Here is a 2681-nt window from a genome sequence, read left to right on the forward strand (position 1 = left end):
CGTCTCTTCTGATTTGACTGGTTTCTTATATTAAAAGATGATTTGAAATTCTACCTACATACGGCTCTAGCATAACCAAACGTTTATCACTTGCAACGTTATAGGTTACATGTTATTATGTTGAAGGGCAGGATAATGGATGATTAAATCTTTCAAACATAAGGGATTAGAAAGATTTTTCTATAGTGATAATCGGAGTGGAATAAACGCGAAACATGCTGCTAGACTTGGCAGAATCTTGGATCGTTTAGACGCATCCGTAAGACCTCAGGATATGAATTTACCTGGCTATAAGTTGCATGAGCTTAAAGGAAAAGAAAAAGGCACATGGTCTGTTTGGGTTAGCGGCAACTGGCGAGTTATTTTCCGGTTTGATGGCATAGATGCAACAGATGTAGATTACTGTGATTATCATTAAATTTATGAGGAGTGTTTAAAATGAGAAAACCAACTCACCCTGGAGAGGTTTTACGAGAAGATGTTATAAAGCCTCTGGGTCTAACCGTAACGGAAGCAGCTAAACGTTTAGGAGTAACTCGAAAGACCTTGTCAGAGTTACTGAACTGTAAAGCATCTCTAAGTCCTGAAATGGCAGTTCGGGTTAGTAAGGCAACAAAAACAACACCTGAAAGTTGGTTATACATGCAGGCAAAATTAGACTTGTGGAACGCTGAACAAAAACCCACCAAAGTTGAGGAGTTTAATAAGGCAACTGGAACTTAATTACAATGATTTCCTAACAACCGGCTGCAGTGGACGGCGGATTTCGGGGTGCTCTTGTAAGTCCTATTTGCTTGCTTAATTATTTCTGTTGCCATGTCTCTAACGGCTTACTCCGCCGCCGCTGAGCCGCAATGTTAGGTTTTACAAACTTATCGGTTAGATTGTCGTGAACTACACGAAAAATGATCCGATCAAAGTAATCATGGAGGAGATTCATGAAAGCGATTTTACAAACAAAATACGGACCACTCTTGGCAACCTGCTTTCCGTAAGAGGAAAACCGTTCTTGGTCCGCCTGTGATCCGGGCTTCTAAAACCAAAATTCAAGATATCCGGCCGGTCCACGTAGCGGCGGGTGAACTTAAGCATTAGGCGATAACAAACCAAAGTAACCAAAGCAAACCCATTGGAAAACGTGGTAAAATTATAAATAAACGAGTAAAAAGGTGTTGCTATGAGATTAGTGCTGGAAATCGAACAAGAAGCAGATGGGCGATGGTTGGCTGAAATCGCCGACCTTCCGGGCGTGATGGCTTACGGGCAGACGCCAGACGAGGCCAAGGCAAGGGCACAAGCGCTTGCCTTGCGTGTCATAGCCGATCGTCTTGAGCATGGTGAAGAAAGTCCTGACCTCCAAAGCATTTCCTTTACGGCCGCATGAACGCGTGGCCGAGCACACGAGCGAAACATGTACTATTATTTCAGCAATAGCGGGTTCGATTGATAATACGTTAGGTGCGCCGAGCCCGCTTGGCCTATTTATTGTATTCCCACTAATTGCGCCCGCCTATGCCTACGTATATCGGAGGCTTGAGGGATCGGCGGTGGCATCTGAAGTTGAACCAACCCTGGTAGGCCCGGCTGCCCGGTAACCACGCGAGAATATTTAAAAATCCACGCACCAAAGAAGGAACAACCGCTTGCTATAAAGAACATAAGCACAAATTTATAGAAGAAGTTTTGCCACCCGAGTAGGCGATAGTGCTCTTACAGGAAGCCGAGGAGGAGCGTATTGAGACAGACCGTGAGCTTAATGAGGTTTTAGCGAAGTTAGGTTTAGTGTAATATTTTTATACCGGGGGCTTGAAATGACAAAAGCTGTTAGATTTAGAAAGACAATACAACTTGAGCAGATTATAAAAAAGCTAAGAGAGCATTTGCCTTATTTACAAAAGCATTATTCGGTGAAAACTCTTGGCGTGTTTGGTTCATATGCGCGAGGCGAACAAAAACCTGCGAGTGATATCGATATATTAGTCGAGTTTAATCAAGCACCTAGCTTGTTTAAGTATATTGAGCTTGAAAATCATATCAGTGAACTGCTTGGCATAAAGGTTGATTTGGTCATGAAGTCAAGCCTTAAACCCCGCATAGGTCAACGCATACTTAGTGAGGTTGTTCAGATATGAGATCAAGGCGGGACTATTTAGACTACTTACAGGATATTGCTGATGCTATTGATAAAATTGATCGCTTTACTGAGGGCATGTCATTTGACCAAATTGCAAATGACGATAAGACAGTCTTTGCTGTTATTAGAGCGCTAGAGATCATTGGTGAGGCTGCTAAAAATATCCCGCAGTCAATAAGAAAGCGACATCCATCACTTCCATGGCGATTGATGGCCGGCATGCGCGACAAACTCATTCATGAATATTTTGGGATTGACCTTTCTGTTTTACAACAAACTTTAGAAATCGACATACCATCGTTAAAAGAACAAATCTTTCAGATAATCGAAGATGAAAAAAGACGAGAGGAAGAGGAGCATGACTAAGAGCACGGTGTCAATCTTGAGTACTCAAGACCGACACCGTAGATATATCGCATTTACTTTTATCTATGGTTCGCGTAAAAAGGGAAGCGGGCGATGAGCTGAGAGGTCATATCAGGTTAAGCAAGATTTCCGCACTTCAGCTCACCGAGCCGGATAAAGCATTGCTCGGGGGCAGATAAAA

The 2681-nt window shown here is 42.9% G+C and carries 6 protein-coding genes; all 6 read left to right on the top strand.

The features are described 5' to 3' along the window. The first annotated feature begins 139 nt into the window (after positions 1–139). Entirely contained in the window at positions 140–418 is a 279-nt protein-coding gene (locus COY37_RS08120; protein ID WP_286678690.1) for a type II toxin-antitoxin system RelE/ParE family toxin, read from the top strand. 20 nt (positions 419–438) lie between these two features. Next, the gene (locus tag COY37_RS08125; RefSeq protein WP_286678689.1) at positions 439–723 is read left to right on the top strand and encodes a HigA family addiction module antitoxin; all 285 of its coding nucleotides are present in this window, start codon (positions 439–441) and stop codon (positions 721–723) included. Positions 724–889: 166 nt separating this feature from the next. After that, positions 890–1024, top strand: a complete 135-nt coding sequence (locus tag COY37_RS08130; protein ID WP_286678688.1) for a hypothetical protein — start codon at positions 890–892, stop codon at positions 1022–1024. Positions 1025–1177: 153 nt separating this feature from the next. Beyond that, positions 1178–1384 carry a type II toxin-antitoxin system HicB family antitoxin gene (locus COY37_RS08135; RefSeq protein WP_286678687.1) on the top strand — a complete coding sequence of 69 codons (207 nt, stop codon included), beginning with the start codon at positions 1178–1180 and terminating at the stop codon, positions 1382–1384. 427 nt (positions 1385–1811) lie between these two features. After that, positions 1812–2132, top strand: a complete 321-nt coding sequence (locus COY37_RS08140; RefSeq protein WP_286678686.1) for a nucleotidyltransferase family protein — start codon at positions 1812–1814, stop codon at positions 2130–2132. Further along, positions 2129–2500 carry a HepT-like ribonuclease domain-containing protein gene (locus COY37_RS08145; protein WP_286977162.1) on the top strand — a complete coding sequence of 124 codons (372 nt, stop codon included), beginning with the start codon at positions 2129–2131 and terminating at the stop codon, positions 2498–2500. Before COY37_RS08140 ends, COY37_RS08145 begins: the two co-directional genes overlap by 4 nt. The last annotated feature ends 181 nt before the right edge of the window (positions 2501–2681 follow it).

It is taken from the genome of Candidatus Aquicultor secundus (genome assembly GCF_002791875.1).
Classification (GTDB): domain Bacteria; phylum Actinomycetota; class Aquicultoria; order Aquicultorales; family Aquicultoraceae; genus Aquicultor_A; species Aquicultor_A secundus.

Bases quoted from the DNA above. Each gene is read 5' to 3' on its own strand.
- COY37_RS08120 (WP_286678690.1), top strand. From the start codon at position 140: ATGATTAAATCTTTCAAACATAAGGGATTAGAAAGATTTTTCTATAGT.
- COY37_RS08125 (WP_286678689.1), top strand. From the start codon at position 439: ATGAGAAAACCAACTCACCCTGGAGAGGTTTTACGAGAAGATGTTATA.
- COY37_RS08135 (WP_286678687.1), top strand. From the start codon at position 1,178: ATGAGATTAGTGCTGGAAATCGAACAAGAAGCAGATGGGCGATGGTTG.
- COY37_RS08140 (WP_286678686.1), top strand. From the start codon at position 1,812: ATGACAAAAGCTGTTAGATTTAGAAAGACAATACAACTTGAGCAGATT.
- COY37_RS08145 (WP_286977162.1), top strand. From the start codon at position 2,129: ATGAGATCAAGGCGGGACTATTTAGACTACTTACAGGATATTGCTGAT.